This is a genomic window from Williamsia sterculiae, from assembly GCF_900156495.1.
GTDB classification, from domain to species: domain Bacteria; phylum Actinomycetota; class Actinomycetes; order Mycobacteriales; family Mycobacteriaceae; genus Williamsia_B; species Williamsia_B sterculiae.
In genome coordinates, this window is the sequence record NZ_FTNT01000004.1 from 260,234 (window position 1) to 285,519 (window position 25,286).

General features: G+C 65.3%; 23 protein-coding genes. 8 read left to right on the forward strand and 15 right to left on the reverse strand.

All coding sequences use genetic code 11. The features are described 5' to 3' along the window. Positions 1-9: 9 nt before the first annotated feature. The 3 genes from BW971_RS09165 to BW971_RS09175 all read left to right on the forward strand — a co-directional run bounded on the left by BW971_RS09165 (position 10) and on the right by BW971_RS09175 (position 5,470). Complete coding sequence (locus BW971_RS09165) at positions 10-1,635, forward strand: AMP-binding protein (protein WP_076478728.1); 1,626 nt, start codon at positions 10-12, stop codon at positions 1,633-1,635. Continuing rightward, complete coding sequence (lysX, locus tag BW971_RS09170; protein ID WP_083709561.1) at positions 1,602-4,961, forward strand: bifunctional lysylphosphatidylglycerol synthetase/lysine--tRNA ligase LysX; 3,360 nt, start codon at positions 1,602-1,604, stop codon at positions 4,959-4,961. The genes BW971_RS09165 and lysX overlap by 34 nt, the downstream gene beginning before the upstream one ends. Before the next feature lie 164 nt (positions 4,962-5,125). Next, positions 5,126-5,470, forward strand: coding sequence for a DoxX family protein (locus tag BW971_RS09175; protein ID WP_234974324.1), 345 nt, complete (start codon positions 5,126-5,128; stop codon positions 5,468-5,470). 100 nt (positions 5,471-5,570) lie between these two features. On the opposite strand, the gene BW971_RS09180 is transcribed toward BW971_RS09175, so the two are convergent. The 6 genes from BW971_RS09180 to BW971_RS09205 all read right to left on the reverse strand — a co-directional run bounded on the left by BW971_RS09180 (position 5,571) and on the right by BW971_RS09205 (position 9,050). Continuing rightward, positions 5,571-6,068 (reverse strand): uridine kinase family protein, encoded by a 498-nt coding sequence (locus BW971_RS09180; protein ID WP_143690280.1) that lies wholly within the window; start codon positions 6,066-6,068, stop codon positions 5,571-5,573. A 56-nt stretch (positions 6,069-6,124) separates the two neighbouring features. Next, a complete protein-coding gene (gene recR / locus BW971_RS09185; RefSeq protein ID WP_076478734.1) occupies positions 6,125-6,736 on the reverse strand; it encodes a recombination mediator RecR in 612 nt (203 codons plus the stop codon). Positions 6,737-6,745: 9 nt separating this feature from the next. Next, positions 6,746-7,060 (reverse strand): YbaB/EbfC family nucleoid-associated protein, encoded by a 315-nt coding sequence (locus tag BW971_RS09190; RefSeq protein WP_076478929.1) that lies wholly within the window; start codon positions 7,058-7,060, stop codon positions 6,746-6,748. Between the two features lie 84 nt (positions 7,061-7,144). Then, complete coding sequence (locus BW971_RS09195) at positions 7,145-7,480, reverse strand: hypothetical protein (protein ID WP_076478735.1); 336 nt, start codon at positions 7,478-7,480, stop codon at positions 7,145-7,147. Between the two features lie 248 nt (positions 7,481-7,728). After that, positions 7,729-8,493 carry an MmyB family transcriptional regulator gene (locus tag BW971_RS09200; protein WP_076478737.1) on the reverse strand — a complete coding sequence of 255 codons (765 nt, stop codon included), beginning with the start codon at positions 8,491-8,493 and terminating at the stop codon, positions 7,729-7,731. Beyond that, positions 8,490-9,050, reverse strand: coding sequence for a DJ-1/PfpI family protein (locus tag BW971_RS09205; protein ID WP_327200967.1), 561 nt, complete (start codon positions 9,048-9,050; stop codon positions 8,490-8,492). Before BW971_RS09205 ends, BW971_RS09200 begins: the two co-directional genes overlap by 4 nt. 488 nt (positions 9,051-9,538) lie before the next feature. Here BW971_RS09205 and BW971_RS09210 point away from each other — a divergent pair, with 488 nt between their 5' ends. The 3 genes from BW971_RS09210 to BW971_RS09220 all read left to right on the forward strand — a co-directional run bounded on the left by BW971_RS09210 (position 9,539) and on the right by BW971_RS09220 (position 11,646). Then, complete coding sequence (locus tag BW971_RS09210; RefSeq protein ID WP_159441844.1) at positions 9,539-10,441, forward strand: L-dopachrome tautomerase-related protein; 903 nt, start codon at positions 9,539-9,541, stop codon at positions 10,439-10,441. Positions 10,442-10,492: 51 nt separating this feature from the next. Beyond that, positions 10,493-10,918 (forward strand): cupin domain-containing protein, encoded by a 426-nt coding sequence (locus tag BW971_RS09215; protein ID WP_076478740.1) that lies wholly within the window; start codon positions 10,493-10,495, stop codon positions 10,916-10,918. A 236-nt stretch (positions 10,919-11,154) separates the two neighbouring features. Continuing rightward, positions 11,155-11,646 (forward strand): limonene-1,2-epoxide hydrolase family protein, encoded by a 492-nt coding sequence (locus BW971_RS09220; RefSeq protein ID WP_076478742.1) that lies wholly within the window; start codon positions 11,155-11,157, stop codon positions 11,644-11,646. A 130-nt stretch (positions 11,647-11,776) separates the two neighbouring features. Here the strand turns inward: BW971_RS09220 and BW971_RS09225 are convergent, their stop codons facing one another. From BW971_RS09225 to BW971_RS09240, 4 genes are all read right to left on the reverse strand, one after another. Further along, a complete protein-coding gene (locus tag BW971_RS09225) occupies positions 11,777-12,394 on the reverse strand; it encodes a TetR/AcrR family transcriptional regulator (RefSeq protein ID WP_076478744.1) in 618 nt (205 codons plus the stop codon). A gap of 20 nt (positions 12,395-12,414) precedes the next feature. After that, a complete protein-coding gene (locus BW971_RS09230) occupies positions 12,415-13,407 on the reverse strand; it encodes a sterol desaturase family protein (RefSeq protein ID WP_083709607.1) in 993 nt (330 codons plus the stop codon). A 244-nt stretch (positions 13,408-13,651) separates the two neighbouring features. Further along, complete coding sequence (locus BW971_RS09235) at positions 13,652-14,587, reverse strand: pseudouridine synthase (RefSeq protein WP_076478750.1); 936 nt, start codon at positions 14,585-14,587, stop codon at positions 13,652-13,654. A gap of 14 nt (positions 14,588-14,601) precedes the next feature. Beyond that, a complete protein-coding gene (locus BW971_RS09240; RefSeq protein ID WP_076478752.1) occupies positions 14,602-15,039 on the reverse strand; it encodes an SRPBCC family protein in 438 nt (145 codons plus the stop codon). Between the two features lie 337 nt (positions 15,040-15,376). Between BW971_RS09240 and BW971_RS09245 the strand changes: the two genes are divergently transcribed. Together BW971_RS09245 and BW971_RS09250 are read left to right on the forward strand one after the other, a co-directional pair. Beyond that, on the forward strand, positions 15,377-16,777 hold the full coding sequence (locus BW971_RS09245; RefSeq protein ID WP_076478933.1) for an FAD-binding oxidoreductase: 1,401 nt from the start codon (positions 15,377-15,379) through the stop codon (positions 16,775-16,777). Continuing rightward, positions 16,774-18,123: a class I SAM-dependent methyltransferase gene (locus tag BW971_RS09250; protein WP_076478754.1), complete on the forward strand. Its 1,350-nt coding sequence runs from the start codon at positions 16,774-16,776 to the stop codon at positions 18,121-18,123. Before BW971_RS09245 ends, BW971_RS09250 begins: the two co-directional genes overlap by 4 nt. 46 nt (positions 18,124-18,169) lie before the next feature. On the opposite strand, the gene BW971_RS09255 is transcribed toward BW971_RS09250, so the two are convergent. The 5 genes from BW971_RS09255 to BW971_RS09275 are packed head-to-tail and all read right to left on the reverse strand — an operon-like array spanning position 18,170 to position 25,280. Beyond that, complete coding sequence (locus BW971_RS09255) at positions 18,170-19,012, reverse strand: HAD family hydrolase (protein WP_076478756.1); 843 nt, start codon at positions 19,010-19,012, stop codon at positions 18,170-18,172. Next, positions 19,009-21,198 carry a DNA polymerase III subunit gamma and tau gene (locus tag BW971_RS09260; protein ID WP_076478758.1) on the reverse strand — a complete coding sequence of 730 codons (2,190 nt, stop codon included), beginning with the start codon at positions 21,196-21,198 and terminating at the stop codon, positions 19,009-19,011. Before BW971_RS09260 ends, BW971_RS09255 begins: the two co-directional genes overlap by 4 nt. Positions 21,199-21,244: 46 nt before the next feature. After that, positions 21,245-22,603, reverse strand: a complete 1,359-nt coding sequence (locus tag BW971_RS09265) for a glycosyltransferase 87 family protein (protein ID WP_076478760.1) — start codon at positions 22,601-22,603, stop codon at positions 21,245-21,247. A 43-nt stretch (positions 22,604-22,646) separates the two neighbouring features. Next, the gene (locus BW971_RS09270) at positions 22,647-23,987 is read right to left on the reverse strand and encodes a glycosyltransferase 87 family protein (RefSeq protein WP_234974316.1); all 1,341 of its coding nucleotides are present in this window, start codon (positions 23,985-23,987) and stop codon (positions 22,647-22,649) included. Positions 23,988-23,993: 6 nt separating this feature from the next. After that, entirely contained in the window at positions 23,994-25,280 is a 1,287-nt protein-coding gene (locus BW971_RS09275) for an aspartate aminotransferase type Ic (RefSeq protein WP_076478763.1), read from the reverse strand. Positions 25,281-25,286: the final 6 nt, after the last annotated feature.

Sequence of the window (25,286 nt, forward strand, 5' to 3'; positions counted from 1 at the left end):
GCGCGTCAGATGTCCGGGTTGGACACACCACTCACACCCCTACGATTCCTGGGTCGCGCGGCGGCCGTGTACCCCGACAAGGTCGCCGTCGTCGATGGATCCCGCGCACTCACCTACCGGGAGTTCGCCTCGCGGGTGACCCGCCTCGCCGACGCCTGTGTGTCATCCGGGATGGCCGCGGGTGACCGGGTGGCGTTCCTCGGCACCAATTCGGCCGAACTGCTGGCGGCGCACTACGCCATTCCGCTGTTCGGCGGCGTGTTGGTGGCGGTGAACACCAGACTGTCGGCCCGGGAGGTCGACTACATCTGCGAACACTCCGGCGCGCGGTTGCTTTTCGGTGACGGTGACCTGCTGACCGGGGTCGGCGCCGACACCGCCCGACCCGGTGCGGTCGAGGAGGTCGTGGAGATTCCCGACGTCGACGGCGATCTCCACGGAGTCGGCACACCGTTGGCCGACTTCGTGGGACGCGCGACGGGTACAGCGGTGATCCCATGGGAGGTCGACGACGAGACCCGTGCCATCTCCATCAACTACACCTCGGGCACCACTGGACGACCCAAAGGTGTGGTCTACACCCACCGGGGCGCCTACCTGAACGCCCTGGGCGAGGTGTTCCATCAGGGGTTCGACGCCGACACCCGTTACCTGTGGACCCTGCCGATGTTCCATTGCAACGGGTGGTGCACCACCTGGGCGGTGACCGCGGCAGGAGGAACCCACGTGTGTCTCCGCGCTGTCCGCGGCGACATCATGTGGCAACTGATCGACGCCCAGGGCATCGACCACATGTGCGGTGCACCAACCGTTCTCACCGCACTGGCCACCGCCGCGCAGGCGCATCGGCTGACCCGGCCGGTCACCATCACGACGGCGGGGGCACCGCCCAGTCCGACCATCATCGGTCGGATCCGGGGACTCGGCGCCACCCTGGTCCACGTCTACGGTCTGACCGAGACCTACGGCCCCTACTCCATCTGCGAGACCAAACCGGAGTGGACCGACCTCCCCGCGGACGAGCAATCGGCACTGCTCGCCCGGCAGGGCGTCGGGATGATCACGTCGGACGAACTCCGCGTCGTGCGTGAACAAACCGACCCCGACGACGCGCTGGTCGACGTGACAGCCGACGGCACCGAGATGGGTGAGATCGTGATGCGCGGGAATTCGGTGATGCAGGGCTACTTCGCCGACGACGAGCACACCGCCGCCGCGTTTGCCGGCGGTTGGTTCCACTCCGGTGACCTGGGGGTGATGCATCCCGACGGATACGTGCAACTGCTCGACCGGGCCAAGGACGTGGTGATCTCCGGTGGCGAGAACATCTCCACCATCGAGGTGGAGCAGGCACTGGCCAGTCACGCGGCTGTGCAGGAGGTGGCGGTCATCGGCGTCCCCGACGAGAAGTGGGGAGAGCGGCCCAAGGCCTTCGTCACCCTTGTGCAGGGTACCGGGACCAGCACCCTCGAGGCCGAGCTCATCGCGCACGTGAAAACGCACATCGCCTCGTACAAGGCGCCACGGGCGGTGGAGTTCCTGATCGAGCTGCCCAAGACCTCGACCGGCAAGATCCGCAAGAAGGAGTTGCGCGACGCCGAATGGTCGACGTCCGACCACCGGATCCAGGGATGACGGTCACCGCGTCGAGTGGTCGCCGGGCCGACCGCGCGGCCCACCCGGCCGGCCTGTTCGCCGACGCGCCTCGCCGTGCCAGTGCTGCGGTGGGGTGTCTGTCGGTCTTCTGTCTCATCAGCAGTGTGTCGGTGGTGTTCCGCCGGATCACCCATGTTCCACGCGAATACGTCGACAACTATCTGATCTCTGCACCCGATACCAGCTTCGCGTGGGCGTTCGTCCTGGGGCTGTTGGCCTTTGCTCTGGCCATGCGCAAGCGCATCGCCTGGTGGTCGACCGTCGGCTACATCCTGGCCTTCGGGACGGCCAACGTGATCTATCTGTTCGAGCCCTTCTCCCGTGACAACGACGTCGACACCATCGTCCGGGTCAACATCTGCGTCGGATTGGTCCTCCAGCTGATCGCACTGGCCTACCTGATCGCCAGTTACCGGCAGTTCTACACGCGGGTGCGGCGCGGCGCCCTCTGGAAGGCCGCCGGGCTGTTGTTCGGCGGACTCGTCGCGTTCACGCTGCTCGGCTGGGGTCTCGTCGAGTTGTTGCCACGACATGTGCACTCCGGCGACCGACTCGGCTACGCCATCAATCATGTGGTGACCTTCGGTTCGGTCCCGGTGACCGACGACGACCGGTCCGAACACTCCTACGGGGCGGTCGACGGTTTCCTCGGCCTGCTCGGCGCGCTGGCCCTGATCGCGGCTGCCGCATTGCTGTTCCGGTCCCAACGTTCGGACAACTCGTTGACGGCCGAGGACGAACGACTGCTGCGGTTGTTGATCGATGGTTACAGCGGTGACGACTCCCTGGCCTACTTCTCCACCCGACGTGACAAGGCGGTGGTCTTCGCGCCCAACGGTCTGGCCGCCATCACCTATCGCGTGGAGGTGGGCACCTGCATGGCCGGTGGTGATCCGGTGGGCGACAAGAGGTACTGGCCCGACGCGATCGCCGCGTTCATCGCCATCTGTGATCGCTACGGTTGGCATCCCGCTGCGATGGGGGTCAGCGTGACCGGTGCCCAGATGTGGGAGGACGCCGGTTTCGACATCCTCAACATCGGTGACGAGGCGATCGTCCACACGCGCGGGTACAACGTGAACGGTCCGGAGATGAAGGCGGTGCGTCAGTCGGTGGCGCGGGTACGTCGCGCGGGGATCACGGTGCGGATCCGGCGGCACGGGGAACTGAGCCCGGCCGCGCTCGCCGAGACGGTTCGACTGGCCGACGAATGGCGTGACACCGACGAAGAACGCGGATTCTCGATGGCCCTGGGCAGGCTGGGCGATCCCGCCGACGGCGACTGCATCCTGGTCGAGGCGGTGCAGCACGCCGACACCGCCGACGAGAAGGTCGTCGGGATGCTGTCGTTCGTGCCATGGGGCACCAACGGGGCGTCGTTGGACGTGATGCGCCGCGACCGCCGTTCGGTCAACGGTCTCGTGGAGACGATGGTCACCGAGTTCGCCGAGAACGCCGAGGAATTCGGCGTCCTCTACATCTCGATGAATTTCGCGGCCTTCCGTGCGGTGTTCGAGGAGGGCGGTCAGATCGGGGCGGGGCCGGTGCTCCGAACCATGTACGGGGCGTTGACCTTCGCCTCGAAGTATGTGCAGATGGAGTCGCTGTACAAGAGCAACGCCAAATACCGGCCTGAGTGGCGCCCGCGCTTTCTGTGCCTGGAGGACAACCGCACCATCCCCCGGGTGGGATTGGCGGCGGTGGTCAACGAGGGGTTCGTCAAACTACCGAAGTTCGGCTCGTCGCGGACGTCGCGATTCACCGGAAATGCGTCATCGATCCCCGAGGGGGTCGACGTGGACGCCATCGCCGCACACATCGCCGACCAGGCCAACGGTGATCACGTCCGCGCGCGCCGACCTGAGCAGGTCCGGGTGCGACTGTCAAAACTCGACCGGATGGTCGACGCGGGCATCGACCCCTATCCGCCCGCGGATCCACCGTCGCACAGTGTCTCCGATGCGGCGTCCGCACCGCTCGAGACCGCGGTCCGCATCGCCGGTCGGGTGATCCGGATGCGCGACCTCGGCAAAGTGGTGTTCCTGGAGCTACGCGACTGGAGTGGTGGTGTGCAGGTGCTGGTGGACGCGCACACGATGTCGCCCACCGCACCGGATGTGGCCGCGACCATCGACCTCGGCGATCTCGTCGAGGTGTCGGGAACGATGGGGCACAGCCGATCCGGGGAGCTGTCGGTGCTCGCCACGGACTGGCGGATGCTCGGCAAATGCCTGCATCCACTACCCGACAAGTGGCACGGTTTGACCGACCCCGAGGCTCGGGTGCGACAGCGGTACGTGGATCTCGCGGTGAACCCACGCGCTCGGGATCTTCTGGTGGTGCACAGTCGCATAGTCAAGTCGATCCGTGACTTCATGTCCGAGCGTGGGTATCTGGAGGTGGAGACACCGATCCTGCAACCGGTGCACGGCGGAGCCAACGCGGCCCCGTTCACCACCCACATCAACGCCTACGATCTGGATCTCTACCTGCGGATCGCACCGGAGTTGTATCTGAAGCGGCTGTGCGTCGGCGGGATGGAGAAGGTGTTCGAGATCGGTCGCAACTTCCGCAACGAGGGAGTCGACTTCAAACACAACCCGGAGTTCACCAGTTTGGAAGCCTATGCAGCACACGGTGACTACGACACCATGCTGCATCTCACCCGCGAGCTCATCCAGAACGCGGCGGTGGCCGCGCACGGTCGCGAGGTGGTGTTCGTCGAACGAGACGGGGCGGTCGAGGAATTCGACATCTCCGGCACGTGGCCGATCAAGACCCTGCACGGCGCGGTGTCGGAGGCGTTGGGGGCAGAGGTGACCCCGGCGACGGGGCTGCGCGAACTCCGACAGCTCTGCGACGACATTGGGATCGCGTACCGGCAGGACTGGGATGCCGGTCAGGTCGCCCTGGAGATGTACGAGCATCTCGTCGAGGATCGGACCACGTTCCCGACCTTCTACAAGGACTTCCCCACCTCGGTGTCACCGTTGACCCGAGCCCACCGCACCATCGCCGGCGTCACCGAGCGATGGGATCTGGTCGCCTGGGGTGTGGAATTGGGCACCGCGTACACCGAGTTGACCGACCCGGTGGAGCAACGCAGGCGACTGACAGAGCAGTCGTTGCTGGCCGCCGGAGGCGACCCGGAGGCCATGGAGCTCGACGAGGACTTCCTGCAGGCACTGGAACACGCGATGATGCCCACCGGTGGGCTGGGGATCGGTGTGGACCGGATCGTGATGCTGCTGACGGGTCAGTCGATCCGCGAGACCCTGGCCTTCCCGTTGGCCAAGCCGCGCTGACGTCGTCCAGCGGTCCGTCGTTCGCGCTCGTCACGAGCACCGGCGTCGGATGGCGCCGACGGGGATATCTGGGTAGACCTGTTGCTGTGACCACTTCTGCGCTCCCCAGTCCTCCTCCCACCACGCCTGCCCGCACCACTGCGCGTCTGATCCTCGCGGGTGCCATGGTGTTCGCCGGCCTCGGTCATCTGTTCTGGGCTCGGAGAGCGTTCCGGGCACAGGTTCCGGAGTTCGTACCGTTGGACGAGGACGCCGTGGTGGTGGCCTCGGGTGGCGTGGAGATCATGTTGGGTGCCGGTCTCGCCGTGCTGACCCGGGATCGGGTACTGGTCGGCCGGTTGTTGGCCGTCTTCTTCGCCGCGGTGTTCCCGGGCAACCTCGCCCAGTATGTGCACAAGCGCAATGCCTTCGGATTGGACACGGACAACAAGCGACTCGTCCGCCTGGTGTTCCAGCCCGCATTGATCGCCTGGGCACTGTGGTCGACAGGCGTGCCGCGGAAGCGCTGACGGGCTCGACCGCCGCCGGTTCGGCCCACCCGACCGGGATATGCGCCCAGTCGACGTGAACGACGGCCCACTCGACGTGGGTTTCGGCCCACTCGACGCCTCAGCCGACCACCCGACAGCGACCGCGGGTGCGATCGACCCCGAACCAACCGCGTTCGAACTGCTGCCAGCGTCGCAGATGCTCACGACAGGCCTCGCCGTCACGAGCGACGGCGCGTTCGAGACGTTCGGCGGCGGTGCCGCCGTCGAGCCACAGCGCGTAGGTCAACCGGTCTGCCATTCGCCGACGTGCGCTGGACACGCCCTCGATGATCAGCAGAGGTTGCCACCGCCGCCACACCGGTGGCCCGACCTCCGGCTCACCGTCGACCCACACCCGCGGGCGATACCGGTGATCACGGCGTCGGGTGAAGTCCCGCAGGATGGTCGACTCCAATTCCGGCCACCACGCGACCGGGTTGTCCCAGGTGGCGAATTCGTCGGTGCGGATGAGCGTAGCCGCGGTTCCCCGCGCGTCCAGCTCGGCCATCAACAGGTCGGCGAACGTCGACTTACCCGAGCCCGACGGCCCGTCGATCGCGACGATGCCGGACAGCATCTCCGCGGCCAACAACCGGGCCTGCACACGCGCGTCCTCGTCGAGCGCCTGGGTCGTCACGACAGGACGCGTCGTCCCGACAGCGCGCGACCCAGGGTGAGTTCGTCGGCGAACTCCAGGTCGCCGCCCATCGGCAGACCGGACGCGAGCCGGGTCACCGACAGCCCAGGGAAGTCCCGCAACATCCGCACCAGATACGTCGCCGTCGCCTCACCCTCGGTGTTGGGATCGGTGGCGACGATGATCTCCGAGACGTCCACCCCGTCGTCCTGGTCGGCCAGCCGACGCAGTAGCTCACGAATCCGCAGTTGATCCGGACCGACCCCGTTCAGCGGATCCAGCGCTCCACCGAGCACGTGGTATCGGCCGGTGAATTCCTTGGTCCGTTCGATGGCCTGCACATCCTTGGGCTCCTCGACCACACAGATCTTGGTCGCGTCCCGGCGCGCGTCGGCGCAGATACGGCAGAGCTTGTTCGCCGCCACGTTGCCGCATTCCACACAGAACGTCACGTCGTCGCGCACGTGCCCCAGGGCGGAGATCAACCGGTCGATCTCCTTGTTCTCCACCGACAAGAGGTGGAACGCGATGCGCTGGGCCCCTTTCGGACCGAGTCCCGGGAGCTTGGCCAGCTCGTCGATCAGGTCCTGGATCGGTCCTTCATACATCGGCCGCCGTCACAGTCCGCCGAGGCCGGGGATGTCACCACCCAGACCACCGGCCAGCGGACCCATCTTCTGCTGGGTCAGGGCCTCGCGTTTGCTCGCCAGGTCGGCCAGTGCCCCGACCACCAGGTCCTGCAGGGTGTCGACGTCGTCGCGGTCGACCACGTCGGGTGAGATCTGCACCGCGGTCACCTCACCGGTGCCGGACCCGGTCACGGTGACCAGTCCGTTGCCCGCCGTGCCGGAGATCTCGGTGTTCGCGATCTCGTTCTGTGCGGCCAGCAACTGCTGCTGCATCTGTTGCGCCTGCTCCAGCAGGCCTGCCATCGGGTTCTCGGGATCCACGCCCTCAGGGTAATCGTCCCGACGACAAGCGGGCGGTGGCCACGCCCCACGTGCGGCGAGCAGCCGCTACCCGACCAACCGGTCCAGGTGCGCGGCGATGTCGGCGACCGTGGTCTCCTCCGCCGCGACCACCCGGAACGCGAGCGACGACGCACCGCCGAAGAGCCGCGCCGCCCGAGGGATCAGCGCGAACTCGAACTCGTCGTCGTCGCGTCGCCAGCTCAGGATCCCCTCGTCCACCGGGGCGCCGACCCCGGTGGTGATCGAATACCGCGGACGCGGGGTCTCGACCGTGCCCAGGAGGTCACGCTGGATCTGGAAGCACTCACCGCTCTCGTCGTCGAGAAAGATGATCGCCTCGCAACCGAGGTCCGGGAAGGTGTCGTGCGACGCGATGATCATCCGACTCCTCCCTCAGTGCATCATGTAGCAGCCATTGGCCCCTCGATCCAGCATGCTGGCATACGTCAGTCATGATCCACCATGCTTGCGCCCGGGGCGTGACGAGGACATCGTCACCCTCGACCCGGCCTCGCCGGTTGGACGCGGAATCGACCTGGTCAAAGCCCTGGTCGAAGCCTTCCAGCGGCAGTGCGGCGCGGACCCGTTGACTTGGTCGAGGAAGAGCATACGGGTCCTTCGCGGCCCGATCACTGACTGATGTAGACGAGAACACGTGGCCACGGCGCCCCCGCGCCGTGCAGAGTTGTGTACAGGTATGTACGTCGCATGCCCCGGCGTCCGACGCGTAGTGACTCAGCTCCGTGCGCTGGAGGATGCGAGGCGTAATCGCGCCACAACCTATTGAACGCCGGCGTGGATTGCAGGTCATCGATTACTGACAGCGCCTTTGCGTCAGGCAGATTCTGGGCAAGTGTTAATTTCAGCATGGCAATTGTGGCATTTGCCCTGGCGCGCCAATACACAAAAGAATGTCGAGCAGCTTCAGTGGTGAATATCCATCGTGCCAGATTGACGTGGTCGCTGTCGATCTCATGCGGCGTGAAAAACAGCTCATCAGCCAGTTCATTGGTGGCCGAAATGGTGAGATCGTCTTCTATGAGCAGCGCCGGCCCCAGATGATGCTCTCTTACCAGCGTGACCAGGTGGGATTGGAGTTGGCTATCGGCAACAATCCGCCACTGCGGCGGGCGTACCAGCAGATCAGCGTACTCGCGGTCACTTGAGGACCAACCCATCACGGTGCCGAGCGATGCCATGACCTGCTGTGACGGCGCAGAGGCACGGCCCTGTTCAAGCTTTGTGTAGTAGTCCGTGCTGATCGCGGCCGCGTCAGCAACCTCTTCCCGTCGCTGACCAGTCACGCGACGACCTTGCCAAGCGTCCAGGTCACCCGGGGGTGTCAGCGTATTGCGACGAGCCCGCAGGAATCGGCCCAACTCTTCGAGACTCATGGACGACCGAGGAGGGTGCCTGCAATTTCGTCGGCGAAGGCACGCAAATCGATGGGACGTCGCGAGGTGATGAGCCGCCAAGCATCGGTGTCGCTGGACACAACTGGTTGGTCGACCCAATCAGCGCCTGCATTGAGTAAGTCACTCCGCAGACTCGGGAAGGAAGTCACTGTCTTTCCGGGTAGCAAATCAGTCTCGATGAGAAGCCACGGTGAATGACAAATCATTGCGACTGGTTTTCCTGCAGCCGCGAACTCGGTGATGATGCCAACTGCAGTGCGGTTGAGTCTCAGACGGTCGGCATTGACAACCCCGCCTGGAAAAATAGCGATGTCGTACGCGTTGGGATCAAGGGAATCGAGGTCGAGGTCGGCATCGACTCTTTCGGCACGCTCCACATCGTCCACGACTGTCTGTACGACGCGTCCCCTGGGCGATGCTATGGACACACGAATCTCTCGTGCCGTGAGGTCGGCGACAGGACGTAGCAGTTCATCGCGTTCGACACCTGCCCAGTGTGTGACTACGAGCGCGTGGGGCACCGGGACTGTCGTCACAATTACTGCCTTCTGTTCGGGCGCGAGCCGGGGCTGAGCGGCAGCGACGCTGAGGTACCCAGTGTGACCGTAACGCCTGGCGCCGATCAACCCGTTCTCTCTGAGGGTGGCTCTGTCTCACCCTGTTTCAGCGACCTCGATGAGCGATAGCGTTCGAATCGAGGCCGGACCATAACACCTTTAAAGGAGGACGCATGCTGACTACTCGGAGACTGGGGCCACCTAACCGGACGGATCGGCGGCGTTCGTTGCCACTGAAACGAGTTGCTGTGTCCCCATGGGTGCCGTGCGTCATGGTCGCCGGACTTCTCGCGTGTGGCGGTTGTGACTCGAACCCGCCTGTCACGACGTCCACCTCGACACAGTCGACCGATCCCAACGTCCTCACCGAAGTGTTCGCCAGTGACCGAGTCGTGAATGGGATTGTCGTCACACCGGGTGGGCGGAGATTTGTGGTCTACACACAGACCGAGGGTCGAGGCGTACAAGTGGCCGAACTCTCTCCTCGTGACGGCCGACCGATTCCTTACCCAGACCAACGTTGGAACAGCACGAGACACGATCCGCGAACCGGTTTGGTCAAGGCCAACACTATCCGTCTCGGCCCCGACGGCGCCCTGTGGATCATTGATGGTGGCGCACCGGACTTTGGCGAACCTGCAGTTCGCGGTGCCGCCCGCCTGATTCGCGTCGACCTGACCAGCAACACGGTCACCCGGGTCTACCCCATTTCGCAGAAGAGCACCAGCTTCATCGACGACGTGCGATTTCGAGGCAACATGGCCTATCTCACTGATGCAGGAAGCCCGGGGCTCATTTCGTTGAATCTACAGACCGGGCTCAACTGGCGTGTTCTCGATGGGGCGCCGGAGACTACCGCAAGACGGGCAATGCTGGGCGGAGGCGGCCGTGAACTTCGTAAGCCGGATAACAGCCCGGTGAAACTTCATGCCGACCAGATCGAGGTATCACCGCAGGGTGACGTTGTGTACTTTTCGCCGGCATCAGGACCGATATTCTCTATCGACGCCAGGCTGCTCGATGCCCCCGAACTATCGGACAAGGCGACTCGCAATGTTCGCAAGTTTGCCGACTTTGGCACAATCGGTGGCACTGCGATGGACGCTGAAGGCACGCTGTACGTCAGCGACCCCGAGAATCATCGCATCGAAGCCATCTCCGCCACAGGCAACCACAGAACCGTCATCGCCGATCCGCGACTTGCCTGGCCAGACGCGTTATGGATTACCCGCGACCACAGGCTGTACATTCCAGCAGCTCAGCTCGATCGAACTCCAGGCATGAATTCCGGCCGGAACGAACTCCAGTTTCCGATACGAGTCTTCAGCGTACCCATCGCAGCTGGTCCAGCACCAAACGATCACAATTGACTCGTTTCACTCCGATCCGTGGACCGACCATAATTGAAAGGAACCCCCAAAATGTCAGAGTTCATCCCACAAACAGACAACAACAGGCAGGTATTTGATGTCTTTGCCGAGATTCGCGACCTACCCGACGAGTCTGACGCAATGCTCACCGATGTGTACTTCAGCGATTTTCCCGAGGCGAGCAGTCGCATTTTCCGAATCTATCAGACCTTACCCCTGCACTACCACGAAGACTGCGATGAGCACCTCTATGTCGTGTCGGGGGAGGGATTGTTCCACCTCGACGGCAAGGAATTGCAGGCAAAGCCCGGAGATTTCCTGAGGTTCGCCCGGCGACAGGTACATGGTTTCCCACGTATCGACGTCCATCCATTCGTTGTACTTGCAATTGATGTTCCTCGTCGTCGCCCCGATGACATTACGTTCATCAACCCAGACGAGGGCAATGCTCAGAAATTCATGGCCCGTAACAACTGATACAGATTACGTCACCAGAAAGGGGATCTCGTGAAGTTGGCCTACCAAACCCGGAACACATCCTCGATCCGGCCATGCTTCTCTCGCGACTTCGATCGCAATCCGGACCCCGCTTTGTGTGAGACGACGCGCATCCGTGGCCGTTGACGAAGCAGCAGTATCGGCCGTGCCGGTACTCTGCGATTGCATAGTCGGATGCGCACACCATGTGTGAACAAACCCGCATACTTGATGGCATGCGAAATGAGGAAGTCTTGTCCCCCGCAGAACATGGGTACGACATCTCGCGAGACGTGGTCAGCAGTTTTTTGCGATCGCTGACGCATGGTGATATCGAGGCGGCTCTGGCACTGGTCGGCGACGACATCGTCTACACCAATGTCTCATTGGCCACCCTTCGTGGTAAACAGCGAACAGCAGCGGCACTCAGACTTCTCAACAACCGGTGGGCCGGCATGAAGGTGCAGGTTGATAACATCGCCGCTAATGGCACCATTGTGCTGACCGAACGAATCGACGAGATACGTGTTGGTCCGCTGTTCATCCACTCGTGGGTATGCGGCAGATTCGAAGTTCGCGGCGGTCAGATTGTCGTCTGGCGCGACTACTTCGATTTCTTTGCGACCGCCAAGGCTTGTGCACGCGGACTTGCGGCAATTGTTTTCCCTCGTCTTCGTATCCGGCTGACCCGTGGGCGGGACTCACACCATTCCTACCTGTGCCGATGAGTGACGCTCGATTTGTCCGAGGAAGCCCATCTCTGCGGTGTCACTCCACACCGTATGTGGTTGTAGTTCAGCCAGTTCCGACGCAGCAGCTACATCGGTGGTGTCTCACGTCGAACACCGTTCGCGGAATTCATTCCGTCGTCACCGAGGTGGAGATGGTGGTGCCGAGGCGTGCGATGGTGTCGAGGACTCGGTAGCTACGGGCGGTCATCTGGTCGGCGGTCTGGTCTGGATGTCGTAACCACCACTGCACCATGGACGTCACGATGGCTTCCCACACGTCGGCCAAGACCGCCACGTCGTCGGGTTCGATGTGCCCGAGGTCAGGTGTGGCCGCGAGGAGTGCCGAGACTCCCTGTAAGCCCTGCCCGGAGATTCGGCGTCTTTGCTCCTGGGCGGCGGTATAGGCGTGTGATCCCCGGGTAGTGGTGCGGTCCTGTAGCACCGTCCAGTCGTGTGGCCGGGGTTGAAGGGCTGCGAAGATGGCGGCGAGGGTATCGGCGGCGGTCATCAGCGTGGGAGTACCGGCGGCCAGAACGTCGTCGATACGGCTGGCGAGACTGTCGCCAGCCCTGGTGACACACGCGACGAAGAGACCCTCTTTGGAGCCGAAGTATTGCATGACCAATGGTTTGGACACACCTGCGCTCGCCGCGATTGCTGCGACCCGTGCTCCCATATAGGTGTCTCGGCCAAACTCGGCGACAGCCGCGTCGAGGATTATTGCTTCTCGGTGCGCCCGCGGCATACCGCGAGTGCCGACATGAGTCACGCCGGCCCCGCCGCGGCCGGCGTTGCGCCGTCGGCGGGCTCGGCGACGACCGTGGCAGCGAGCTGCGCATCGCGCAATCGATCCGGCTGCCACCCGGGAGGGCCGACCACGTACCCGAGCCGCTCGCGAAACGACCGCGCCGAGCGCAGATCACGAACTACGTTCGCATACTCGAAGTACTCCAGTTTGAACGGATTATGAGTGGTGACGGGCTTGGTCAGGCCATACTTCGGCGTGTGCAACTCCTGCTGAAACGTACCGAAGATGCGGTCCCAAATAATCAAAATGCCACCATAATTCTTGTCCAGGTACTCGGGGTCGCTGCCATGGTGCACCCGGTGATGCGAGGGGGTGTTGAGCACGAACTCAACCGGACGGGGCAGCCGACCGATGTATTCGGTATGAGGATAGAACTGGTAGATGAGATTGAAGCCGAAAGCGACGTATATGGTCCACGGTGTGAATCCCAGCAACGGGAGCGGTAACCAGAAGATCGCTTCGGACCACGGATTCCACTTCTGTCGCAGCGCGGTGCCCAGATTGAAGTGCTCACTGGAGTGATGCGCCTGGTGCGCGGCCCAACCGATACGGACGCGATGCGAGAACCGGTGATTGCAATACCAGGTCAGGTCGACCACCACGAAGAGCAACACCCAGCTCCACCACGTCACCGGAATATGCCACAGCGCCACATACGTCCAGATCGCGGCGAACAACAACAGCGTCAGCGACTTGAACACCAACATCGCGACCACCGCGCCCGACCCCATCATCAAACTGGTGCGAGTGTCGGCGAACGAGTACCCGGTCTTTGCTGTCGGTGCGGCGGGCACCCTGCCATGAGAATCGCCGCCATCCTCCCACCGATCGCGGGCCGCATCTCGGCGTTTCTCGACCGCTAGCATCACCGCCTCAGCGGTCACGAGCGCGAGGAAAAACGGAGTCGCGAACACGACCGGGTTCTCAACGTGTTCCCACACTCTGTGCATCGCCGACATCGAACAGACCTCCCGTAATTGACCTGACGGTAAGTTACCATTCGTTCACTTTGTCTTCAAGACCGTGTCGCAGCGGATGCGTCGCCCACGCAAGCCTCGATCAGGGCGTCGAATTGCCAGGAGGCGAGCAGTGGCGCGCGCCCGCGGGCATCGAATCGCCCGATTCGGGCAGTACATCCGGAGCGAACGGACCACCCAGAAGCGGGTCGCCTCGCGGCTGCGGCGGGCGTCCCGTCTACCGCGAATCCGGTGCCGGACCCACCACCCGACGATGGCTGAAGAACTCCCGCTCCGCGCCGGAGATCGGGTCGACGAACGCCAACCGGTGCGCGACCAGCCGCAGCGGTCGGCTGAAGTCACCGGCATCGGGTAACGCCGCCAACTCCGGGCGGACCTGCGGGTACAGCGGGTCGTCGACGATCCCGACCCCCAGCGCCGCCATGTGCATCCGCAGCTGGTGTGTACGACCGGTGTGCGGCCATAACCGGTACTCACCGGTCCGGGCGTCGAGCAGTTCGATGGTGCTGCGTGCATTCACCGGTCCGTCCACAACCCGGGCGCGCAGGTCACCGGCAGTCTTGACGATCCGGTCCGCGACCTCGACGGCGGCCGTCAACTCCGGTCGCACCGGCGCCAACGCTCGATACTCCTTCTCGACCATGCGGTCGGCGAACAATCGTTGATAGTCGGCGCGGACGCCCGGCCGGAGGGTGAACACCAGCACTCCCGCGGTCAACCGGTCCAGGCGATGGGCCGGACTGACGGCGTCGATGCCGAGGGTCCGACGCAGCCGGACCAGCGCAGACTCCACCACATGACTGCCACGCGGCATCGTGGCCAGGAAATGCGGTTTGTCCACCACCACGATGTCGTCGTCGCGGTACAGGACGGGTAGGTCGAACGGCACCTGCGCCTCGACGGGCAGGTCTCGGTACAGATAGACCGTGGTGTTCACCACCGCGGGTGCGTCGAGGTCGACGACGTCGCCGGCAGCACCCAGCACCTCACCCATGGCCACCCGTCGCCGCAGGTCGTCGAGAGTCAGTCCCGCACACGACGGCACGGCGAGGATCGCGGACGCCACCGATCCCGCGCCGTCGCGCAGCACCACCCGGGTGGCGTCCACGCCGTCGCGCGGTGGGAGCGGTGACGTGCGCCGACGACGTGCCATCGTCGATCGCCCGCCTACTTCTCCAGCAGACCCTTGAGGTTGCCGAGGAGCTTGTCCTGAATCTTGTTCAGGCCCTTCGGTGCGAACGTCCTCTCGAAGAAGCCGCCGATACCTCCGGCTCCGGCCCAGGTGGTGGTGGTCACCACGGTCGACCCGGTCCCCTTCGGCACCACCTTGTACTCGGTGATCATCGAGGAGTTGTCGTCACGCTCGGTGATGGTCGAGTCGACGACGCCGACCGTCGCCTTGACGTCTCGTGAGCGTTTGGACGTGGCCTGGAGGGTCCATTCGGCGACGGTTCCGGTGCCCGTACCACCGGTGAGCACCTGGAAGTCGAGGTACTCGTCGGGCAATATCTGCGGGCGCACCCCGCTGTAGTCGCTGAGCGCGGCCAGCACCTTCTCCGGCGTCGCGTTGATGTCGATCGACTTGGTTGCGGTCACCTGTCCCACGTGTGAATCACTCCGATCTCGGTCGCGCGTACGAGCCGTAGCCGCCCACACGCTGTGTGAGACGAGCCTGCCAGACTCGGTCGCGGTAACCCAGCGGACGTCGGTCACATCGCCGGACGGTCGCGACGATGAACGGCAGTCGACGGTTGTGACACCGTCCGGTGCCGCCCGCACACCGGATTGGCGGCTCCTGGTCGATCGTCCTACTCTCAGACAGTTGGGGTGAACGGTTCGCGGTGGCCCCTGATCGCAGTTCTGCGGATGGGAGCGTTCCGACGACGATGGGCCCCGAAACACGATGACAATCCGGACACGACGCGACAGCGACACCCTGGAGATGGGTGAGGCCGGGTACACCGACGGCCTGCACACCCTGCTGGCCAGCTATCGCGCCATCCCCGAGGCAGCGCGGGTGCGGTTGGCCAAGAAGACGTCCAACCTGTTCCGCAAGCGCGCCGCGAATCCGTATCCCGGGCTGGACGTATCCGGTCTGGACCGGGTCATCTCGGTGAACGAGGCCGACCGCACGGCCGACGTCGCGGGCATGTGCACCTACGAGAACCTGGTGGCGGCGACCCTGCCGTACGGGCTCGCCCCGCTGGTGGTGCCGCAACTCAAGACCATCACCCTGGGTGGTGCCGTCACCGGGCTGGGCATCGAGAGCACGTCATTCCGCAGCGGCCTGCCGCACGAATCGGTGCTGGAGATGGACATCCTCACCGGTGACGGCGAGGTGATCACCGCACGACCCGACAACGAGAACGCCGACCTCTACTTCGGCTTCCCCAACTCCTACGGCACCCTCGGCTACTCCACTCGCCTGCGGATCGAACTGGAGCCGGTTGCGCCCTTCGTGGAGCTGCGCCACCTGCGGTTCACCTCGCTGAACCGGCTGCAGGAGACCCTCGACACCTTGGTGCGGGAGAAGACCCACGAGGGTGAACGGATCGATTACCTCGACGGTGTAGTGTTCTCGGCCACCGAGGCGTACCTCACCCTGGGCAGGCAGACCGACGAGCCGGGTCCGGTGAGCGACTACACCGACGAATACATCTACTACCGATCCATCCAGCACCCGCCGTCGGCGACTCCGCGACGGGACCGGTTGACCATCCACGACTACCTGTGGCGATGGGACACCGACTGGTTCTGGTGTTCGCGGGCCTTCGGCGCGCAGAATCCGCGTGTCCGACGATTCTGGCCGAAGCGCCTGTTGCGCAGCAGCTTCTACTGGAAGCTCATCGGCCTGGACCAGCGTTTCGACATCGGCGATCGGCTGGCCGCCCGCAAGGGTGAGCCGCCCGGCGAGCGGGTGGTGCAAGACATCGAGGTGCCGGTCGAACGCACCGCAGAATTCGTCGGATGGTTCCTGCAGAACATCCCGATCGAGCCGGTGTGGTTGTGTCCGCTGCGCCTGCGCGACCCCGCCGTCGCGGGTTCCGACCCGGCGCGACCCTGGCCGTTGTACCCGCTGGAGCCGCGGCGCACGTACGTCAACGTGGGCTTCTGGTCGGCGGTACCGAAACTGCCCGGTCAGCAGGACGGCCACACCAACCGGCTCATCGAGCAGAAGGTATCCGAGCTCGACGGCCACAAGTCGCTCTACTCCGAGTCGTTCTATGGTGAGGAGGAATTCGACCGCCTCTACGGCGGCGAGACCCTCCGGCTGCTCAAGAAGCGCTACGACCCCAGGGCACGACTTCTCGACCTCTACGCGAAGGCGGTGAAACGTCAGTGACGACATTCAAGAGCGGGACGACATTCAGGGATTCCCCGACCCGTCCGGACCCCCGGTCGCCGCTGTCGTCGCCGAAGATGACGCTCGCGGAGATCGTGGAGGCGATCAGCGGGGGGTCGCTCGACATCCGGGTCACCGCATACGACGGCAGCAGTACCGGCCCGGTCGATGCCGAGTTCGGACTTGATCTGCTGACCCCCCGAGGCACCACCTACCTGGTCACCGCCCCGGGCGACCTGGGGCTGGCCCGGGCCTACATCGCCGGCGACCTCACGCTGCGCGGTGCGCATCCGGGTGACCCGTACGAGGCGCTGCGCACCTTGTCCGACGACGTGGAATTCGAACGCCCCTCCGCGCTGACGCTGGCCCACATCGCCCGCTCGCTGGGTCTCGAACACTTCAAGCCGATCGCCCCGCCCCCGCAGGAGGCACTCCCCCGGTGGCGGCGGATCGCCGAGGGGTTACGGCACAGCCGGTCACGTGATGCCGACGCCATACACCATCACTACGACGTGTCGAACACGTTCTACGAGTATGTGCTCGGGCCGTCGATGACCTACACCTGCGCGTGCTTCCCCGACCGTGAGGCGAGTCTGGAGACCGCCCAGGAGAACAAGTACCGGCTGGTCTTCGAGAAACTCAACCTGCAGGCCGGCGACCGGCTGCTGGACATCGGCTGCGGCTGGGGCGGCATGGTCCGCTACGCCGCCCGCCGCGGCGTACACGCCCTCGGCGTCACGCTGTCCCAGGAGCAGGCCGAGTGGGCCCAACGGGCGATCGTCGCCGACGGACTCGGCGAGTTCGCCGAGGTCCGGCACAGTGACTACCGCGACGTCGCAGAGGGTGACTTCGACGCGGTGTCCTCGATCGGTCTGACCGAGCACATCGGAGTGAGCAACTACCCGGGCTATTTCGCGTCCATCCGCGACAAGCTGCGGGTCGGTGGTCTGTTGCTGAACCATTGCATCACCCGCCCCGACAACCGGGAGAACAAGCGCGCCGGTTCGTTCATCGACCGCTACGTGTTCCCCGACGGTGAGCTCACCGGGTCCGGCACGATCATCACCAAGCTGCAGGACATTGGTGGCATGGAGGTGCTGCACGAGGAGAACCTGCGAGAGCACTACGCGATGACCCTGCGCGACTGGAACCGCAATCTGGTGGACAACTGGGATGCCGCTGTCACCGAGGTCGGTGAGTCCACCGCCCGACTGTGGGGTCTGTACATGGCCGGCTGCCGAATCGGTTTCGACCGCAACATCGTGCAACTACATCAGGTGCTGGCGACCAAGCTCGACGACAAGGGTCTGGCGAACGTCCCGCTGCGCCCGTGGTGGAGGCCCTAGTCGGCGTAGCCGCCTCAGATCCTGGCCGGTCGACGTACTCGGTCGGTCAGCTACGCCCGACCAGCGACTCGAGATAGCGTGCGACCCCGTCGTCGTCATGCGCGCCGATCATGACGTCGGCGACGGCAGCGACCTCCGGGTAAGCGTTCTGCGGGCACACGGCAACACCCGCCCAGGTCAGCATGGCCAGATCGTTGCTCGCGTCGCCGATCGCCGCAACCTGATCGCGGGCGATACCCCGCATCGCCGCACAGCGTTGCAGCGCAGCTGCTTTCGACACACCTGCGGCCGCCATCTCCACATACGGCGCGCCGGAATGCGTCACGGTCACCCCATTCGGCGGGGTGGCCGCCATCGCCGTGAACAACTCCTCGCTGGCGAGGTCCGGATGCCGGGCGACGATCTTCACCACCGGCTCACCAGGGTCCTCGGCGTCGGCCGCAGAGGCGATGGTGTCCATTCCCGCGGGATCGCGGTGATGGTCGACGAACACACACCGATCCCGATACCCCGGTTCGGCGCGGAAGCGGGTGGGTCCGACGATCGCGAAACTGGTACCCGGCAGTCGTTCGGTCACCGCTGCGATCGCCGCCGCCCGGACTTCCGCCTCGATGCCGTACACCTCGACTATGCGGGCGTCACCATCCGCCAGGTCGATGAGCACCGCACCGTTGGCACTGATCGCGGTGCCGCGGAACCCGCAGCTCGCGGCGAGTTCACGGACCGAGTGCCGGGCACGGGCGGTCGCCCAGACCACCTCGATGCCGTGGTCGGCGGCCGACGCGAGGGCCGCCGCGGTGCGCGGGGAAATGGCGCGGTCGGCGTCGAGCAGGGTGCCGTCGAGGTCGGTGGCGACCAGTAACACGGGTGGATCGGCCACTGTGGTCATGCGGTATCTATCGGGTGGGCGCCGAGTTCGTCGGTCAGCAGCTTCAACGCGGCCTTGTCGGGGTCGTGGCGCTCGTCGGGACTGGCGTTCTGTGCCCCGGCGACCATCTCCGCGCGGTCGTCATCGGTGATGTCCTCGTCGGGGATCGGGCCGGGGTCGACCTCGGCAGGCTCGGGCTCCTCGGGCTCGGGCGGCGGGTCGTCGGTGACGGTGGTGTCTGCGCGGTCGCGACCTCGGCTGGGCCGGGTGAAACCGGCCGAGCGCGACTGCCGATCCGCGGCCTGGGGCGGTGCCGCGGCCGGAGCGGGCGGTGCCGACCCCACATCGCACCGCACCTCCCAGTCGCCGCCGAGCACCGCGGCCAACGCGGTTCCCAGCACCCCGGCACCACGTGGTGACGACAGCCGCGCGGCCAGCGGTGCGTTCTCGTGCGTGAGAACCACGCGATCTCCGTCGACCGAGACCACCGCGGCCCCCGACAACATGACCTCGACCACCTTGTCGCGCTCGCGGACGGCGGCGCGTATCTCCGGCCAGGCCTTGCGAACCCGCTCCAGAGCCGCGGCCGGATCGGCTTCGTCCGTCGCAGGCGCAGGGGTGGGCTGCGGCTCGCTGATCTCGTCGACCACCGGCTCCGGCGGTTCCTCGTCCATCGGCTCGGGGGGCAGCGGCACCTCGTCCACCGGATCCGGTTCGGCGACCCGTTCCTGCGGCGCGGGCCGTTCACGTTCTGCGCGTTCACGTTCTGCGCGTTCACGCTCGGCCTTGTCGCGTTCGGCGGCCTCGGCGGCCGCGGTCGCGCGCGCAGCCTCCTCGGCACGCTGTTGTTCGGCTCGCTCCTGCGCCGCCTTGTCCTGGGCGATCGTCTCCGCGGTCGCCTTCTCCCGGGCGACTCGTTCGTCCTCGACGCGATCCTGCTGGACACGCTGCGACGGTCGTACGAACTTCGCATCGGTCGGTGGAGTGGACACAGCCGGTGTGGACACCGTGGTGTGATTCTCGCGGGGCGGCGCGGCCGATGTCACGCCGCCCGCGGCGACCACCTGTTCCAGCTTCTCCAACCTCTGCAACACCGCCGAGTCGGAGTCCGACGCCGCGGGGAGCAACATGCGTGAACACATCACCTCCAGCAGCAACCGAGGCGACGTGGTCCCACGCATCTCCCCCAGGGAGGCGTGCGCGATCTCCGCGAACCGGGTCAGCGCACCCTGGGTCAGACGTTCGGACTGCTCCCGCATGCGGCCGAGCTCGTCGTCGGGGGCCTCCACCAGTCCGCGGTCACCCGCGTCCGGGACCGCCTGCAACAGGATCAGATCACGCAGCCGGTCCAGCAGGTCGACACCGAACCGGCGCGGGTCGTGACCGGCCTCGACCACGCGTTCCACCGCACCGAACAAACCGGCACCGTCGGATGCGGCCAGTGCGTCCACGGCCTCGTCGATCAACGCGACGTCGGTGACCCCGAGCAGAGCCAGCGCGCGGTCGTAGGAGACCCCGCGTTCGTCCGCGCCGGCCACCAGTTGGTCGAGCACGCTGAGACTGTCGCGCGGCGAGCCACCACCTGCCCGGATGATCAGCGGGTACACCGCCTGATCGACGGTGACACCCTCCTTGCCGCAGATGGACTCCAACAGGCGGCGCATCACCGCGGGCGGCAGCAACCGGAACGGATAGTGGTGGGTGCGCGAGCGGATGGTCGGGAGCACCTTCTCCGGCTCGGTGGTCGCGAAGATGAAGATGAGGTGCTCCGGCGGCTCCTCGACGATCTTCAGCAGCGCGTTGAAGCCGGCACTGGTCACCATGTGCGCCTCGTCGATGATGAACACCCGATATCGCGAACTGCTCGGGGCGAAGAACGCACGATCGCGCAGTTCACGGGTGTCGTCCACACCGCCGTGACTGGCCGCGTCCATCTCGATCACGTCGAGGTTGCCGGGGCCACCGGGCGCCAGCGCCACGCAGGAATCGCAGACACCGCACGGTGTCGAGGTGGGACCTTGTTCACAGTTCAGCGAGCGGGCCAGGATGCGGGCCGACGACGTCTTCCCACACCCACGCGGCCCCGAGAACAGGTACGCGTGGTTGACCCGCCCACCGTCCAGGGCACGGCTCAGCGGCTCGGTGACGTGTTCCTGCCCGACGACCTCGGCGAACGTCGCCGGACGGTAGGTCCTATACAGTGCCAAGGCTTTACGATCTCCGTTGCGATGCCGGATGGTTCATCCGACGACACTACCGGCGAGCACCGACGTCCGAGCCCTCGGCGGGTGCCGGGGACGCACCCCGGACCTCGCGGATCACCGCGGGGGCCCACCCCACCAACACGGTCACCGCGGTGGCCGCGAACACCCACAGATACGGCTGATCACAGAACCAGTTGAGCCAGCTGTCGCGAGGGACCATGAACAGGCCGATGCCGTAGAACTCGGCGAATCGCGACCGGCCGATGTGGACCGGGTGCGGGATGTGGAATCTCCAGATGAACACGGTGAGGTACAGGGCGGAGGTCGCCGCCGCCCATGCCGCGGCCGACACCCAGCGACGTGTCCGCACGGCGGCGAGCACGCGATGCAGCAGATACACCAACAGCGGGACGAACCAGACCCAGTGATGACCCCAACTGAACGGGGACACCACCGACGACGTCATCCCGGTGACAGCCACGGCCAGCAGTTCCTCGCCGCGCCGATGCGCGACCCAGGCCGCAGCGATACCCAACACCAGTCCGATGAGTGCGAGCACCAGCCACAGGGCCTGCGGCGGGGTCGAGGTGTTGTAGATGGACGCCAACGCCCCGTTGATCGACTGGTTGCTGGGCGTGCGGGGGTCGCCTACCAGCTGAGACTCGAAGATCCGGTGGGTCCAGTACCGCAACGACCCGCGCGGGGTGACCGCCGCACCCGCGACGATGGTGGCCACCAGCGCCGCCACCGATACCAGCACCGCGCGCCACCGCCGGGTCGCGGCGAGGTAGACGATGAACATCGCGGGGGTCAGCTTGATGCCGGCGGCCACGCCCACCCCGAGACCTTTGAGCCGACTGCCGTCCGGACGTAGCAGATCCCACATCACCAACGCCATCAGGAAGACGTTGATCTGTCCGTACCAGATGGTCGTGCGTACCGGTTCCATCAGCGTGCAGACCGCGACCAGTAGGGCCGACATCACGATCAGCCAGATGTCCATGTGATAACCCAGGCTGCGGAACGCGGCCACCACCACCCACCAGAGCGCGAGGCCGATCAACACCGACCAGACGACGAGGACGGTGTGGTGGTCGAACGCGATGAACGGCTGGAACACGATCGTCGAGAACGGGGTGTAGGTGTACTCGAAGTGGGCCAGCACCGGCCCGAGATAGATCGGCTGATCGTGATACAGGTGCCGGGCACCGGCCCGATAGACCTCGAGATCGATCCCGTTGTGGAACAGCCCCCAGTACCGGGTGCCCGCCGGGATGTAGCGGTACTGCAGCCACACCGCGATCGCGGCCGCCGCCACCAGTCCGACCAGCAGCGGAACACTGTGCGGGACCCGCAGGTCGGGACGACCGCGGGGATACTCGCGTGAGGACGCGGCGTCCGACGTCATCCGCACAGGCGATCCACAGCGTGCTCCGCTCCGATTTCCACCGTCAGGATGGTAGCGGCGAAATGTCGCCGGTACCCACATCGCGGTCGTCGGCGCGACCCGGGTGCCGGTGGGCACGTCGATCCGACCACCAGAAGTCGACGAGTGTCACCACCACCACGAAGACGAACGCCCAGTTGTAGGGGTCGAAGGTGTACCAGTGCAGCCAGTCGGGCCCGGCCTTGAAGAACAGACCGGTGAGGTAGGCGTCGGGCTTGACGGTGTCGATGAACAGGATCGGATGGCCAAGGTACGTACGCCAGGCCAACATGCTGCACAACAGGATCAGCACCGCTCCCAGGGTCAGTACCCCGCGGGGAGCGGTCCGCGCATGCAGTACGTGATCGAGCGCGATGACCAGCAACGGGACCACCCACACCCAGTGGTGACCCCACGACATCGGCGAGACCACCGCCGAGGTGATGCCCACGATCGACAACGCCAGGAGTTCACGGTCGTGCCGGTGCGCGACCCACGCGGTGTACAGCCCGGCGAACAACGCGACCGCGGCCAGCGCGATCCAGAGCAGCACATTCGGGTCGGGGGTGTGCGCCAGGTTGGCGATGGCCCCTCGGATCGACTGATTACCCAGCGTGTCCGGGCGCCCCACCCGATTCGAGTCCAGGAAGGTGCCCGACCAGTACGTCGTCGATTCACCGGGTAACACCACGAACCCGATGACGATGGTGCCGACGAACCCGGCGACCGCGACAGCGGCGTCGCGCGGTCGGCGCACCACCAGCAGGTACAGCACGAACACCAGTGGGGTCAGTTTGATACCGGCGGCGATGCCCACCCCGATTCCGCGCGTCCGCGCCGAGTCACGGAGCAGATCCCACAGGATGAGCAGCATCAGGAAGACGTTGACCTGACCGAACCAGATGGTGCTGCGCACCGGCTCGAGCAGTGTGCAGATGACCACCAGCGACACCGCGACCACCCGCAACTGCCAGGTGACGCGGTAGCCCAACCGCCGGAACGCCAACACGATCACCGAGTAGAGCGCCACGAAGATGGCCACGGTCCACAGCACCCGGGCCAATCCGAGCGGGATCAATGCGACCGGCATGAACAGGACCGCGGAGATCGGCGTGTAGGTGTAGTCCATGACCCCGAGCAGTTTGGCCTCGTAGAGCTTCTGTCCGTCGAGGACGGTCCGCGCGCCGTCGCGGTACACCCCGAGGTCGAGACCGTTGGAGAACAGTCCCCAGAACGGTGTGTCGTACGGGACGATCACGTGTTGCAGGTAGACCGCCAGCACGCCCAGCACCGCGAAAGCGACCGCCACCACCGTGGGGCGGGGTAGATCCCGGATCGGGTACGGCGACGTGGTCTCGCGCGTCACCGTCGGTCAGGAGTTCTGGTCGGCGAGCAGCGCGTCCGCCGCCGCCAACAGCACACAGGTCGCCACCCCGTCCATCGCCGAACGCAGGTCGTCGATCTCCACGAAGGTCGGGGCCAGGCGGATGTTCCGGTCGTACGGGTCCTTCTTGTACGGGTAGGTCGAACCGGCGGCGGTCAGCGCGATACCCGCATCGGCGGCGAGTTCGATCACCTTGGCCGCGGTGCCGTCGATCACATCGAGGCTCACGAAGTACCCGCCCTCGGGTTCCGTCCAGGACGCGACCTTGCTGTCACCGAGGCGGTCGTCGAGGATGTCGAGGACCAGCCGGAACTTCGGGGCCAACAGGTCGGCGTGTTTACGCATGTGTGCGCGCACCCCGTCGGCGTCTCCGAAGAACTTCGCGTGCCGCAACTGGTTCACCTTGTCGGGTCCGATGGTCCGCTTGGACATGTGCGAGCGGAACCAGTCCAGGTTGTCGGTGGACGACGCGAAGAACGAGATCCCGCCGCCGGCGAAAGTGATCTTGGAGGTGGATCCGAATACGAACGGACGGTTGGGGTGGCCGGCCTCATCGGCGATCTGCAGGACCGGGAGCGCGGGCGGGGCGGCGTCGACGATGGTGTGTACCACATACGCGTTGTCCCAGAAGACGCGGAAGTCCGGGGCGGCAGCGGGCATCGTCATCAGCCGCTCCACCACATCCTCGGCGAAGGTGATGCCGGTCGGATTGGAGTAGGTCGGCACGGCCCACAGGCCCTTGATCGTGGGGTCGTCGGCGACGAGTTGCGCACAGAGGTCCACGTCGGGACCGTTGGGCAACATGGGCACCGCGATCATCTCGACCCCGAGGTCTTCGGTGATGGCGAAGTGTCGGTCGTAACCCGGCGCCGGACACAGGAACGTGACCTTCTCGTCGCGCACCCAGGGTCGATCCGAGTCGACGGTCCCGTGCAGCATCGCGAAACTCACGACATCGTGCATCAGCTCCAAGCTGGAGTTGCCCGCGGCGACCAGGTTGGCCACCGGCACACCGAGGATCTCGGCGAAGATCTCGCGGAGCTCGGGTATGCCGTCGCCCATCCCGTAGTTGCGGGTGTCGGCACCGGTTGCGGTGCGATAGTCGTCGCCTCCGGGTAGCGACAACAGCTCGTTGGACAGGTCGAGCTGGTCGACGGCCGGTTTGCCGCGGGTGAGGTCGAGCGAGAGTCCGGCGTCACGGAGAGCGCGATAGAGATCCTGCAGGTCGTCACGGGCGGAGGAGAGCTGGTCGACACTGAGTGCGTGAAAATTCACGGTGAC